We start from the raw sequence: 13,075 nt of genomic DNA, 5'->3' as shown, positions 1-13,075 counted from the left end.
CTGGCTGCAAACGAGACTGCGAAAGGGCGAAGTCAGGACTATGGCGATCTACGCATCCATTCACCACGTCACCCATTATAAATACGATCGCAACGTCGAGCTTGGCCCCCAGATCATCCGCCTGCGCCCCGCGCCGCATTCGCGCACCCGGGTGATTTCCCATTCGCTCAAGGTGACGCCCACCGGGCATTTCGTAAACCATCAGCAAGACCCTTACGGCAACTGGCAGTCCCGTTTCGTCTTTCCGGAACCGGTGCGCGAGTTCAAGATCGAGGTCGATCTGGTCGCCGATATGACCGTCTATAACCCGTTCGATTTCTTCGTCGAGGAAAGCGCGGAACATTGGCCCTTTGAATATCCCGCCGATCTCAAGGACGACCTGGTGATCTACCGCACGCCGGAGCCCGAAGGTCCGCTTTTGGCGCAATTCATGGGGGCGCTCGATTTCAAGAAAGGCGAGGACAAGGAACGCACGGTCGATTTCCTCGTCGGGCTGAACGCCAAGATTTCCGATTTCGTCGATTACACCATTCGGATGGAACCGGGGGTGCAGACGCCGGATGAGACGCTGTCGTGCAAATCCGGCTCCTGTCGCGACAGCTCTTGGTTGCTGGTGCAGGTGCTGCGCCATCTGGGCTTTGCCGCGCGCTTTGTCTCCGGCTATCTCATTCAGCTCAAACCCGATCTCGAAGCGCTCGACGGTCCGTCCGGCACGGATCACGATTTCACCGATCTGCACGCCTGGTGCGAGGTGTTCCTTCCCGGTGCGGGCTGGATCGGCCTCGATCCGACTTCGGGGCTTTTGACCGGAGAAAGCCATATCCCTCTGGCCGCGACCCCGCATTACCGCAACGCAGCACCCATCGCCGGGGGCTTTTCCTCGGTGGGTACGCCGGAAGTCACCTTCGATTTCGACATGCAGGTCAAACGCGTGGCCGAACATCCCCGGATCACCAAACCCTTCTCGGAGGAAAGCTGGGACAAACTTAACGCGCTGGGTCACAAGGTCGACGAGGCGCTCAAAGAGGGCGATGTGCGCCTGACCATGGGCGGCGAGCCGACTTTCGTGTCGATCGACGATTTCGAGAGCGATGAATGGAACACTGCCGCCGTCGGGCCGCAGAAACGCGGGCTGGCGGACAAACTCATTCGCCGTCTGCGGGATCGCTTTGCGCCCGGTGGTTTCCTGCATTACGGGCAGGGCAAATGGTATCCGGGCGAAAGCCTGCCGCGCTGGACCTTTTCGCTTTACTGGCGCCATGACGGCAAACCGGTCTGGAAGAACCCCGATCTGATTGCCAAGGAAGACACGCCGGTGCCTGCGGGAGCGAAAGAAGCGGGCGATTTCATGAAAAGCTTTGCGGCAAATCTTGGCGTCGATCCGGAGAATGCCCAGCCTGCTTATGAGGACCCCGGCGAGTGGATTTTGAAGGAATCTTTGCTGCCGGAAAACGTCACGCCGGAGAATAGCAAGCTCAAAAACCCCGAAGATCGCGCCCGCTATGCCCGCGTGTTCGGACGCGGCCTGACTGAGCCGTCGGGCTATGTTCTGCCGATCCAGCGTTGGCAATCGAAAGCCGGGTCGAGCTGGCTCTCCGAGCTTTGGAAAACCCGGCGCGGGCATCTGTTCCTGATCCCCGGTGACAGCCCGGTGGGCTTCCGTCTGCCGCTCAACGCTTTGCCCTATATCCCGCCCGCGGCCTATCCCTATTCCTACCCCGCCGATCCGATGATGGATCACGCGCCCCTGCCGGATTTCCATGCCGCGCTGGATGCGCGCCGCAAGAAGCTGCGCGAAGAGATCGCCCAGATGGAACAGGAAGAGGCCGCGCGCATCGCACTTGAGGCCAAGGAGCGCGCGGAGCTTTTGCCCGAAACCACGGGCGAGCGCAGCCAGCCGGTGTCCGAGGCGCAGAGCGACGGTGTGGAACGGCAAAAAATCATGGCGCAGGGTGTCGATCCGAAAGGTGGTCAGGTGCGCACCGCGATCACCATCGAGCCGCGCGATGGGCGGCTGTGCCTGTTCATGCCGCCCTGTGAGACGCTGGAGGATTATCTCGAATTGCTCGCCACGGCGGAAACCACCGCCGAGGAGCTTGGCCTGCCGATCCATATCGAAGGCTATTCCCCGCCGCATGATCCGCGTCTCAACGTGATCCGCGTCGCCCCCGATCCGGGCGTGATCGAGGTCAACATCCATCCGGCCCATAGCTGGGACGATTGTGTGGCGACGACCGAGGCGATCTATGAGGAGGCCCGCCAGTCGCGTCTCGGCGCGGACAAGTTCATGATCGACGGGCGCCACACCGGCACGGGCGGCGGCAACCACGTTGTCGTCGGCGGCGCGACGCCTTCGGACTCGCCTTTCCTGCGCCGTCCGGATTTGCTCAAGTCGCTGATCCTGATTTGGCAGCGGCACCCGTCGCTGTCCTACCTGTTCTCGGGTCTGTTCATCGGGCCGACCTCTCAGGCCCCGCGCATCGACGAGGCGCGGCACGACACGCTTTACGAGCTGGAGATCGCGCTGTCGCAGATCAAACCGCCCTCAGAGGCCGCCGTGCCTCCCGCGTGGTTGGTCGACCGGCTCTTGCGCAACATGCTCACCGATGTGACTGGCAATACCCACCGCGCGGAAATTTGTATCGACAAGCTGTTCTCCCCCGATGGGCCGACCGGGCGTCTGGGCCTTGTCGAATTCCGCGGTTTCGAGATGCCGCCGGACCCGCGAATGTCGCTGGCACAGCAGCTTCTCCTGCGGGCCATCATCGCGCGCTGTTGGAATGCGCCCGTCGAGGGCAAGCCGGTGCGCTGGGGCACGGTGCTGCACGACCGGTTCATGTTGCCGCATTATTTGTGGGATGACCTGCTGTCGCTTCTGGCCGATCTCAAACATCACGGGTTCGACATGGACCCGGAATGGTACAAAGCGCAGGCCGAGTTCCGCTTTCCATTCTGCGGGCAGATCGAGGCGGAAGGCGTGCATCTTGAGGTCCGCCAAGCGCTTGAGCCCTGGCATGTGCTGGGCGAAACCGGTGCCATCGGCGGCACGGTGCGGTACACGGACAGCTCCGTCGAGCGGCTTCAGGTCAAGATGACGACGCTGCATCAGGACCGCTATCGGATCATGTGCAACCGCCGCCCCGTGCCTTTGGCGAAAACCCAAACCTCCGGTGTTTCGGTTGCTGGCGTTCGGTTCAAAGCATGGCAACCGCCCGAGGCGCTGCACCCGGTTTTGCCGGTCAACGCGCCGCTGCATTTCGACATTTATGACGATTGGACAGGACGGCCGATTGCGGGCTGTACCTATCACGTCGCGCACCCCGGAGGGCGGAACTATGACACCTTCCCGGTCAATGGCAACGAGGCGGAGGCGCGGCGTCTGGCGCGGTTCGAGCCCTATGGTCACACCCCCGGAAGCTATACGCCCGGAACCGAAGTGCCGCACCCGGAGTTCCCCTTGACGCTTGACCTCAGACGGCCCATTGGGCTCATCTGAGATACCTGACGACGAGACTGGAACCCTGCGATGACGCAAAACCCGACACGGGTCTCCGCCCAGCCGGACCTGTTTGCCTCTTACGGGCAAACCCCCGGCGTGGCCGATGAGCTGTTCGATGCCACGGGCCAGATGCGGCCCGTCTGGCGTCGTTTTGTCGATCGGTTTTCCCGGCTGTCGCCCGAAGACATCCGCGCCCGCTTTGAACGTGGCGATCAATACCTGCGCGATGCGGGCGTGTTTTACCGGCAATATTCCAACGATCCCCTCGCCGAACGCGCTTGGCCGCTCAGCCATATTCCGGTCATCCTGCATGAGTTGGAATGGGAGCATATCTGCGCGGGACTGACCCAGCGCGCCGATCTTCTGGAACAGGTGATGGCCGATCTTTACGGCCCCGGCAGCCTTGTCAGCGGCGGTCATTTGCCCGCCGAACTGGTGGCGCGGTCAAAACAATGGTTGCGCCCGATGGTGGGGGTCCAGCCGCGTGGCGGGCATTATCTGCACTTCATCGCCTTCGAGATCGGGCGCTCGCCGGATGGCTCGTGGTTCGTTCTGGGCGACCGCACGCAGGCGCCTTCGGGGGCAGGCTTTGCTCTTGAAAACCGGATGGCGACGGGGCGGATCTTTCCCGAACGCTTCCCGCGCGCGCATATTCACAAGCTTGCCGGGTTCTTCAGCGCCTTCCGCGAGGCGACCGAGGAGCTGGCCTCGCCGTCTTACAAACACCCGCGCATGAGTGGTATCCTGACGCCCGGCCCGTCGAACGACACCTATTACGAGCATACCTATATTGCGCGCTACCTCGGCATGATGCTGCTCGAAGGCGAGGACATCGTGGTCGAGAATGGCGAGGCCATGGTGCGGACCATCGAGGGATTGCAGCCGCTTGGCATGCTCTGGCGCCGGATCGACGCCCTGTTCGCCGATCCGCTGGAGTTCAACCCGACCTCGCAGATCGGCACGCCGGGTCTGATGGAAGCCGTGCGTACCGGGCATCTGGCGATGGCCAATGCCTTTGGTTCAGGCGTCTTGGAAATGCGGGCGATGATGGCGTTTCTGCCCCGGATCAGCGAGGTGCTTCTGGGCGAGGCTCTGAAACTTCCGAACATCGCGACGTGGTGGTGCGGTGGCGTGAACGAGCGCAAATATGTGTGCGACAATGCTCAGAACATGCTGATCAGCCCGGCAGATGCGGTCGATCTTCCGTTCGATCTTGGGGCGACGACGGCGCTGGGCGGGGAGTTCCGCGGCACGGCCATGGGCTCGATCGCCGATTGGCTCGATCGGGAAGGCGACCGGTTGGTGGGACAGGAGGCGGTGACGCTGTCGACCACGCCCGCATGGGAGGACGATGGCGAGGCCGGAAGCCTCGTGCCGCGTCCGATGACCGTCCGGGTGTTTGCGGCGCGCACCGCGCAGGGCGGCTGGCATTTCATGAAGGGCGGTTACGCAAGGATCGGTAGTTCCGGCGACGCGACGGCGCTTGCGATGCAGCGCGGCGGGTCCGTGGCCGACGTTTGGGTGGTCTCCGACCGGCCTCTGCCGAAGGAAGGTCCGAAGCGTCAGGTGGAAGGCAATTATCGCCGCGTCAGCCCCGGCGTGCTTCCGGCGCGCGCCGCCGATAACCTGTACTGGCTCGGGCGCTATATGGAACGGACCGAGGATGCCGCGCGTCTGGTGCGGGCCTATCATTTGCGGCTGGCGGCCACCGACAACCGCAACGATCCGCGTCTGAAGATGTTGCGCGACTATCTCGAAGGTTTCGGGATCGACCTTGCCCAGCCGATGCCGGAGGCGCTGATCACCCGGATTGCGGCGGCGCGCAGTTGTGCCATGCGGGTGCGGGACCGGTTCTCGACCGATGGCATGTCGGCGCTCGGCGATCTGTTGAAAACCGCAACGCGGATGCTTGAGACGGTTCAGCCCGGCGATGACAGTGCGCGGGCCATGTCGGTTTTGGTGCGCAAAATCGCCGGGATCACCGGACTCGTGCATGAAAACATGTATCGCTTTGCGGGCTGGCGGTTCCTGAGTTTCGGGCGCGCCCTTGAGCGTGCCGATGCAATGGCGGCTCTTTTGGCGGCGTTTTCCGATCCGAAAGCGCCCGAAGGCTCGCTCGATCTTGCGGTCGAGGTGGGGGATTCGATCATCACCCACCAACGCCGCTACCGGGTTGAGAGCAATCGCGACACGGTGGTCGATCTTCTGGCGCTCGATGCCGACAACCCGCGCGGGCTATTGTTCCTCGTGCGCGAGCTGCGCAAACATGCCGAGGCTTTTCCCAACGCCCAGCTGCATGGCCGTCCGTCGGAATTGCTCCGCGTGATCCTGCCGCTTGAGACCGGGATCGCCTGCGCCCGGACCGAGGAAATGACGGTGGCGCGGTTCAATGCGATCCGGGGCGAGTTGGCGCGCATCTCCGATCTGCTGTCTTCGACCTATTTGAGGTAAGCCATGCTTTATGATGTCAGCCTGACGATTGACTATAGCTATGATGCTGCCTCCGACCGGACGCGCAACATCCTGCGGCTTTTGCCGTCGGATATCCCCGGCGTGCAGACCGTGCGGCAAAGACTTCTAACGGTCCATCCGCGCCCGCAGGAGCGCCGCGACGGGTATGATTTTTTCCTCAATGAAACCAGCATGGTGGCGTGGCACCGGCCGATTGACGCACTGAAACTGCAACTCACCGCGCGGATCGAACGGTTTGAACCGGCGCAGATTTTCGATTTCTCGCCGCCGCTCGACGAATTGCACCATGAGCTTTTGATGGTGCCGTCCCTTGCCCCGGAGGCGCCGCATCATTTCATCGCCGCCTCGCCGCGCGTCGCACTTTCGGGGGCGATTACGGAGTATGCCTGGGAGTGCCTCAGCGAAGGCGTGACGGCCCTAGGGGCGGTCGAGGCCGTTGGGCGGGCGCTCAATCGGGATATGGCTTTCGATCCGGAGGCAACGGATGTCGATACGCCGCCCGAGGAGGCGTTTGAGAAACGCCATGGCGTCTGTCAGGATTTCGCCCATGTGATGATTGCGGCCCTGCGCGGCATTGGCATTCCGGCGGGGTACGTGTCGGGCTTTCTGCGCACCTTCCCGCCGCCGGGTCAGCCCCGGCTCGAAGGCGCGGATGCGATGCATGCCTGGGTGCGCGCCTGGGTTGGCAACCAATTGGGTTGGATTGAATTCGACCCGACGAACAATCAGTTCGCCGGGACGGATTATATCACCATCGGCTATGGCCGCGATTACGAGGACGTGGCCCCCGTCCGGGGCGCGATGCGCACCTCCGGCGGGCATGAAACCTCACAGGCGGTCGATGTGCTGCCGATCGAAGAGGGCGCGGCTTAGACCGACGCCAGAAGGGCCTCGATATGCGCCGGCCCGGTGGGGCGAATGCCCGTGGGATTGAGCGCCTTGATCGAATAATAGCCGCGCGTGATGTGATCCATATTCACCGTGGACCGGATGCCCGGAAGGCGCAAAATGCGCTCCATATAGGCCGAGAGGTGCGGGTAATCCGCGATCTGTTTGCGGTTGCATTTGAAGATGCCGTGATAGGCGGCGTCAAAGCGGATCAGGGTCACGAAGGTGCGAATATCCGTTTCTGTCAGATGTTCGCCGAACAGGAACGTGCCGGTCAGCCGGTCTTCCAGATCGTCGAGCATCTCGAACACGCCTTCGACCGCCTCATCGTAAGCCTCCTGCGAAGAGGCAAACCCTGCCTTGTAGACCCCGTTGTTGAGCTTGTCGTAAATCTGCGGGTTCAGCGCGTCGATCTCGCCCGCAAGCTCCTCCGGGTAAAGCCGGATGTTCGAGGGTACGAGATGTTCGAAGGCCGTATCGAACATGCGAATGATATCGGCGCTCTCGTTGTTGACGATGGTTTCCGTCTTGGTGTCCCACAGAACCGGCACCGTGGCCCGCCCCGAAACATGCGGATCGGCGCGGGTGTAAAGTTCGTGAATATAGGTGGAGCCGTATAGCGGATCGGCCGCGTCGGCGCCCGGATAGCCGCCGAATTGCCACCCCTGATCGGTCACCGTCGGGTTCATCACCGTCACGGGGATCATCTCTTCGAGCCCTTTGAGCGCTTGCGCCATCAGAGTGCGCGAAGCCCAGGGGCAGATATAGGCGACGAAAAGCCGGTAACGCCCGGCTTCCGCCTTGAACCCGCCCACCCCGGTCGGCCCCGCAGAGCCGTCCGGCGTGATCCAGTTGCGAAAGCTCGACACCTGCCGCACGAAGCGGCCTTTCTTGTCGGCCTTCTGAACCGGGGTCCAGTTTTTGGTCCAAACGCCTTCAACAAGCATGATCGGCCCTCTCAGTAATAGACGAAGCTGCGCATCGAGACGGAGCCGATGTCGATCGAGTCGTTCATGAACAGCAGATGGTCGTCCTTGTCCGAAGCCCCCGCGATGGTGAGCGCAGGCAGGTAGTGATCGAGCGACGGGTGCGCCATTTTCAACAGATTGCCGAGCCCCTGCCGGTCGCTCAGCGTGGCGTGGTCGCGCATTTGCAGACGGTCGGCAAAGAGATCGTCGAACTCTTCGGCCCAGTCATAGGGCTTGCCGCCCCAACGCATGGTGCGCAGGTTGTGAACCACGTTGCCGGACCCCAGAATCAGCACGCCGCGATTGCGCAGCTCCTTGAGCGCCTGTCCGATCTCAAGATGATGCGGCAGGTCCTTGGTCATATCGATCGACAGCTGGAACACCGGCACATCGGCGCCCGGATAGAGGAATTTCAACACCGACCACGCGCCGTGATCGAGCCCCCAGGTGTCGTCGCCTTCGGCATGGTGGCTGGCCAGCAGGCTCACCACTTCTTTCGCCACATCGGGCGCACCGGGGGCGGGGTATTGCTGGGCGAAAAGCTCGTCCGGGAAGCCATAGAAGTCATGGATGGTTTTCGGCATGCGCGAAATATCCACCAGCGTCGACCCGCGGGTCATCCAATGCGCGGAGACCACGAGGATCGCCTGCGGATGCGGCAAAGCGGAGCCGAGCGCAGACCAGCTGCGGGAATATTCGTTGTCTTCGATGGCGTTCATCGGGCTGCCATGGCCGAGGAACACGACCGGCATGCGGTCGGAGGATTTCAGGCTGTCTTTCAGCTGACGAAGCTGTTGCACGATGCTCATGGTCGTCTCCTTTCATCGCTCTTCCGATTTTGGATCGGGGCGCGAGCGGTCTGATGTGTTGCATAGAAGATGGCACTTGCACGGATCGAATAGAATGGCGAAGGTGTGGAATAACTTTCTCCATATTGTTCTTAATGAGGGTGCGATGGATCTGATCGACGGATTGCGAGCCTTTGTCGCCACGGCGGAGACGGGATCTTTCACCGGGGCGGCGGACCGGCTTGGGATATCCAACCGGCTGACCTCGAAATATGTGGCCGAGTTGGAAGAGCGCCTCGGTGTGCGCCTGTTGCAACGCACGACGCGGCGGGTCGGGTTGACGTCGTCGGGCGAAGAGCTTTTGTCCCGCGCGCCCGCGCTTCTCGACGATCTCGACGCCATGCTGGGCGAGGTCACCGAAGACACGCGCGGCTTTTCCGGCACGATCCGCATTTCTGCGCCCGTCACCTTTGGCGAGGTCTATGTCAAAGACCTTTTGGCGCGCTTTGCAGCGCCGCATCCGGAGCTGATCATCGACCTGCGTCTGAGCGACGCCTATGTCGATCTCGCGTCCGGCGGCATTGATCTGGCTTTTCGGATCGGGGCCTCGGACGTGTCCTCGCTCAAACGCCGTAAGCTCGGCATGCTGCGTTCCGTGCTCGTGGCGTCCCCGGCCTATCTCGAAGCCCATGGCAGTCCCGAAAAGCCCGACGACCTGATGGATCACCAATGCATTCTCGACACCAACCGGCGCAATCCGATGCGTTGGCCCTTTGGCGTCGAAGGGCAGGAGGTGTTCGTGCAGGTGCCGGGGCGTTTCATGGTCAACAGTGCCCGTGCCGCCCGCGATCTGGCCGTCGCCGGGCAGGGGATCGCCTTTTGCCCGACCTTCGTTTTGGGCGACGATCTGGAGGCGGGGCGGCTCGTTGCCTTGATGCCGGAGATTGCCAAGCCGGATCATCCCGTCAGCGTTGTCTATCTCGAAGGCCGCGCCCTGCCGCGCAAGGTGCGGGCGCTGATCGACTTTGCGCTTCAGGATTTTCGCCGTACGGGCGGAATGGCGCCCGGAATGACAGAAAACGGGTAAAGTTTGACCTGAGCCAAGGTCAGGGTGCATCCTGATCCTGTAGCGTGACCCCGACATGAACCTTTTGGACCCATTCGGGGTCCGCGAGACAGCTCGGGAGACATAGCCATGAAAACCGTCACCATCCTAGGACCGTCACAATCCGGCAAATCAGCATTGGCCGCGGCGCTGGCCGGGCTCGATACGGGCAAGCCCCGTTCTCTGAGCCTGTTCGGCGAGACCGCGGTGACCCTGTTTCGCTATCTCGATGAGGATTGGGCGCTTTTGGATTGCCCCGGCGGGGCCGAAGGGCTGGCGCAGGCCGGTGCGGCGCTCGCGGTCAGCGATGCCGCCGTGCTCTGTGTCCCGGCGGAGGCCGAGGCGGCTGTGCTCGCCGCGCCTTACCTGCGGCTTCTGGAGGCTTCGGGGCTTCCGACACTGATTTTCATCAACAAGGTGGACGCCGCCACCGACCGCACCGCCGAGATCGCGGCGGCGCTTCAGACCTATTCCGCCCATGGCATCGTGCTGCGCGAAGTGCCGATCCGCGAAAATGGCGAGATCACCGGCATGGTCGATCTGATTTCCGAACGCGCCTGGGCCTTCAAGGAGGGTGAACGTTCGGCTCTGGTCGAAATGCCGGACAGCGCGCGTGCCCGCGAACAGGAAGCCCGTGCCGAGCTTTTGGAACATCTTGCCGATTTCGATGACCGGCTGCTCGAAGAGCTGATCGAAGATCAGAAACCGATGTCCGACGAGCTTTACGACGTGGCGACGAAAGTGTTGCAACACCACGATCTGATCCCCGCCTTCCTCGGCTCCGCCACGGGGGCCAACGGGCTGACGCGGCTGATGAAAAGCCTGCGTCATGAAGTCCCTGAGGTGACCACGCTCACCGAACGCTTCGGTGCAACGCCTGTGGCCGTCGGGATTTTTGCCGATCAGATCAAGCATCTTGGCAAGACCGTTCTGATCCGCGCCGTGGGCGAAACGTTGAAACCGGGCTCTGTCGTGATGGGGGGCACCATCGGCTCGCTGGTCGATGTCGACACCAAAACCGCGCTTTCCGAACTGGCGCCGGGGGCGATGGGGCTGACCGTCAAAACCGATCACCTTGCGCTGCGCGCGCCGATCTATGGGACGTCCGAGGCGATTGATACGCCGGATTGGGCGGTGCCGCACAAGCCGAAGAACCGCGTGCTTTTGGTGCCGCAAAACGAACGCGACGAGGCGCGGCTTTCGGCGGCGCTTGGCAAGCTGGCGGACATCGACCCCGGTCTGGCCGTTGAACAGGATGCGCAAAGCGGCAAGGCTGTTTTGGCCACGCAAGGCGCGCTGCATCAACGCCGTGTGCTCGAAAAACTCACGGATGTGTTCGGTGTTCCGGTCGAGACCCAGCCGATTCCGCCCGCGTTGCGCGAAACCATCTCAAAACCCGGCGGCACCCATTATCGTCACCGCAAACAATCCGGCGGGGCCGGGCAATTTGCCGATGTGGTGATCGAGGTCGCGCCGCTGGCCCGTGGCGAAGGCTTTGTCTTCGAGGAGGTCGTCAAAGGTGGGGCGGTGCCGCGCAATTACATGTCCGCCGTCGAAGCGGGCGTGCGCGATGCCTTGGCCGAGGGGCCGAACGGCCTGCCTGTGGTGGATGTGAAGGTGACGCTTACGGATGGCAAACACCATGCGGTGGACAGCTCGGATTTCGCCTTCCGGACGGCGGCGAAAGCAGCGGTGCGTGAGGCCTTGGCCGCGTGCAAGCCTGTGGTGCTGCAACCGATCGACAAGATCGCGATCCATGTGCCGAGTGTCTATTCCGGTGGGCTGATGCCGATGGTCACCGGGCTCAAGGGGCAGGTGCTCGGTTTTGATGCCCATCCCGATGCCGCTGGCTGGGATGTGTTCAACGCGCTTTTGCCCGCGATGGCGGAAGGCGAGCTGTTCCAGTCCTTGGGTGGCGCGACCCGTGGCACCGCTTGGTTCGAGGCCGAACTCGATCATTACGAAGAAACTTTTGAGCCTCTCGCCCAACTTATGCCAGCGGAGTGAGACGAGAAAAGGCAAGCCATGGCGCCGTCGGGATGTCGTATCCCGGCGGTGTTTTTTGGATTGTTCGGATGATTTCCCCGTGGACGCGACGGAGAAAGCACCTATCTGCGTATCATGTTTTAACATCGGGCTTTTCGGCCCGTTTCCGTTTCGCTTGAAAGGTTTGTCATGAAAACCCCGTTGCGCCTCTTGACCGTCGCCCTTGTGGTTGTGGCCGGATATTTCGGTTGGACCTGGTACAAGGGCGATACCGAAACCACCCCGCCGCAGACGGCGACGGTGACGCGAGGTTCGGTGCAGGAAACCGTTCTGGCCTCCGGTGTGATCGAGGCGAGTCAACTTGTCAGCGTCGGTGCGCGTACCTCCGGTCAGATCGAAGAGCTGGCCGTGGCGTTGGGCGATACGGTGGCAGCGGGCGATCTGATTGCGCAGATCGACAGTGAGGATCAGAAAAACGATCTTTTGCAGGCACAGGCGGATCTCGCCAATATCGAGGCGCAGATCGCGGCGAAGAAAGCCAATATCAAACAGGCTGAACTGACGCTGACGCGGGTCACGAGCCTGCATGCGCAGAATTATGCCTCGCAAGAAGATGTCGAAGCGGCCGAGGCCGATATGGAGGTGTATCAGGCCGAGCTTGATGCGCTGAATGCGCAGAGATCCAGTGCCGAGGTGACGGTTTCGACCGCCCAGATCGCCTTGGATCGCACCAAAGTCACCGCGCCGATGGCCGGGACGGTTGTGGCCGTTGTGGTGGACGAAGGTCAGACAGTGAACGCCAGCACCGATGCGCCGACCATCGTGAAGCTCGCCAATCTCGACAAAATGATCGTCAAGGCGGAGATTTCGGAGGCCGATGTCGTGCATGTCGCGGCGGGGCAGAAAGTCAGTTTTACCATTCTTGGCGAGCCTGACAATGCGTTCGAGGCCGTGGTGCGGGATGTGGAACCGGCACCGTCGGAAATCGAGGACAGCGATACGATCGATACCGACGAGGCGATCTATTACAACGGTCGGCTTGAGGTCGATAACCCGGATCACATGCTGCGCATCGGGATGACCACCGAAGTGTCCATCGTGCTCGACGAGGCGATTGACGTGCTGACGGTTCCGTCTTCGGCGCTCAATAGCGGCCCGGATGGCAAATATATGGTCGAGATTTATGACGCAGCCACCGGGACCAGCCATCCGCAGCCCATCGAGGTCGGGTTGAACAACAAGGTAACGGCGGAGATCACCTCTGGTCTGAACGAAGGCGATTTGATCGTGACCGGCGGTGCTGTGAGTGCGCCGACTGCGTCGAGCAGCAATCGCATGGGCCCTCCGGGAATGTTCTGAGGGGGAGGTC

8 protein-coding genes are annotated in these 13,075 nt (G+C 62.1%); 6 read left to right on the top strand and 2 right to left on the bottom strand.

Features of this window, described 5'->3' with window-relative positions:
- Positions 1 to 40 precede the first annotated feature (40 nt).
- Genes V1471_RS13770 through V1471_RS13760 form a run of 3 tightly spaced genes read left to right on the top strand, consistent with a single transcriptional unit; the run spans position 41 to position 6,844 of the window.
- A complete protein-coding gene (locus V1471_RS13770; RefSeq protein ID WP_434289572.1) occupies positions 41 to 3,496 on the top strand; it encodes a DUF2126 domain-containing protein in 3,456 nt (1,151 codons plus the stop codon).
- A 30-nt stretch (positions 3,497 to 3,526) separates the two neighbouring features.
- On the top strand, positions 3,527 to 5,950 hold the full coding sequence (locus V1471_RS13765) for a circularly permuted type 2 ATP-grasp protein (protein ID WP_434289570.1): 2,424 nt from the start codon (positions 3,527 to 3,529) through the stop codon (positions 5,948 to 5,950).
- A 3-nt stretch (positions 5,951 to 5,953) separates the two neighbouring features.
- Complete coding sequence (locus tag V1471_RS13760; protein WP_434289568.1) at positions 5,954 to 6,844, top strand: transglutaminase family protein; 891 nt, start codon at positions 5,954 to 5,956, stop codon at positions 6,842 to 6,844.
- Here V1471_RS13760 and V1471_RS13755 read toward each other — a convergent pair.
- Both V1471_RS13755 and ygiD read right to left on the bottom strand, forming a co-directional pair.
- Positions 6,841 to 7,806 carry a glutathione S-transferase family protein gene (locus V1471_RS13755; protein WP_434289566.1) on the bottom strand — a complete coding sequence of 322 codons (966 nt, stop codon included), beginning with the start codon at positions 7,804 to 7,806 and terminating at the stop codon, positions 6,841 to 6,843. The genes V1471_RS13760 and V1471_RS13755 overlap by 4 nt on opposite strands.
- A gap of 11 nt (positions 7,807 to 7,817) precedes the next feature.
- Entirely contained in the window at positions 7,818 to 8,636 is an 819-nt protein-coding gene (ygiD, locus tag V1471_RS13750) for a 4,5-DOPA dioxygenase extradiol (protein ID WP_434289564.1), read from the bottom strand.
- Between the two features lie 145 nt (positions 8,637 to 8,781).
- Between ygiD and V1471_RS13745 the strand changes: the two genes are divergently transcribed.
- The 3 genes from V1471_RS13745 to V1471_RS13735 all read left to right on the top strand — a co-directional run bounded on the left by V1471_RS13745 (position 8,782) and on the right by V1471_RS13735 (position 13,065).
- The gene (locus tag V1471_RS13745) at positions 8,782 to 9,702 is read left to right on the top strand and encodes a LysR substrate-binding domain-containing protein (protein ID WP_434289562.1); all 921 of its coding nucleotides are present in this window, start codon (positions 8,782 to 8,784) and stop codon (positions 9,700 to 9,702) included.
- 108 nt (positions 9,703 to 9,810) lie between these two features.
- Positions 9,811 to 11,727, top strand: a complete 1,917-nt coding sequence (locus tag V1471_RS13740; RefSeq protein ID WP_434289560.1) for an elongation factor G — start codon at positions 9,811 to 9,813, stop codon at positions 11,725 to 11,727.
- 168 nt (positions 11,728 to 11,895) lie between these two features.
- Positions 11,896 to 13,065, top strand: coding sequence for an efflux RND transporter periplasmic adaptor subunit (locus V1471_RS13735; protein ID WP_434289558.1), 1,170 nt, complete (start codon positions 11,896 to 11,898; stop codon positions 13,063 to 13,065).
- Positions 13,066 to 13,075: the final 10 nt, after the last annotated feature.

Source organism: Celeribacter sp. SCSIO 80788 (assembly GCF_051054295.1).
Taxonomy (GTDB): domain Bacteria; phylum Pseudomonadota; class Alphaproteobacteria; order Rhodobacterales; family Rhodobacteraceae; genus Celeribacter.
The sequence above is the reverse complement of the archived record's forward strand: the minus strand, read 5'-3'. Positions and strand labels throughout refer to the sequence as shown.